Origin of the sequence: Dawidia cretensis, assembly GCF_018598175.1 — a bacterium.
GTDB classification, from domain to species: Bacteria; Bacteroidota; Bacteroidia; order Cytophagales; family Cyclobacteriaceae; genus Ohtaekwangia; species Ohtaekwangia cretensis.
This window is the reverse complement of sequence record NZ_JAHESE010000116.1, coordinates 1-523: the sequence shown is the minus strand read 5'-3', so window position 1 is coordinate 523 and position 523 is coordinate 1. Positions and strand designations below refer to the sequence as shown.

The following is a 523-nucleotide window of genomic DNA, read 5'->3' as shown; positions in this document are numbered from 1 at the left end:
TGGAACCGCAAAAAGTTCGCGGACAATATGCGCATCAACCGCGACGATGTTATGCGCATCGCCGGTCTCGGATCTTGCAAAACCTACTATCGCGTGCTTCACAACCTACACGACTGGGGCTACATCACCTACGTGCCGTCGTATCACCCGAGTATACCCAGCCGGGTTACGGTTCACGATCCCGAAACCCCTGTTCGCCGCCCCCCTATCGACACAACTGCCGACGCAACCTCTACTCCCGGCGTACCACCTTCTACAAACACTCCAAACAGAGTAAACGCTGTATACGAGACGAGAGGCGAAGCCCCCGCCCCCGCACCGGGAGAAGATAGGTCTGGCAGTACCCGGCATTCACGCCCAATAGACCTGAAAGAAGCGGTGGACTATTTTCGTGAACAAAAAAATTCAGTCCTCGAAGCCGAGAAATTTTACCACTACTACCAGGGCAACGGCTGGGAACGGCGCGACCGCACACCGATACGAGACTGGCAGGCCGTGGCGCGCAGCTGGATCCTCAAAATCG

1 protein-coding gene is annotated in these 523 nt (G+C 56.4%); it reads left to right on the top strand.

Annotated elements, in window-relative coordinates:
- Positions 1-27: 27 nt before the first annotated feature.
- The coding region (locus KK062_RS29985; protein ID WP_254088073.1) for a hypothetical protein at positions 28-523 on the top strand (496 nt) is incomplete at its 3' end.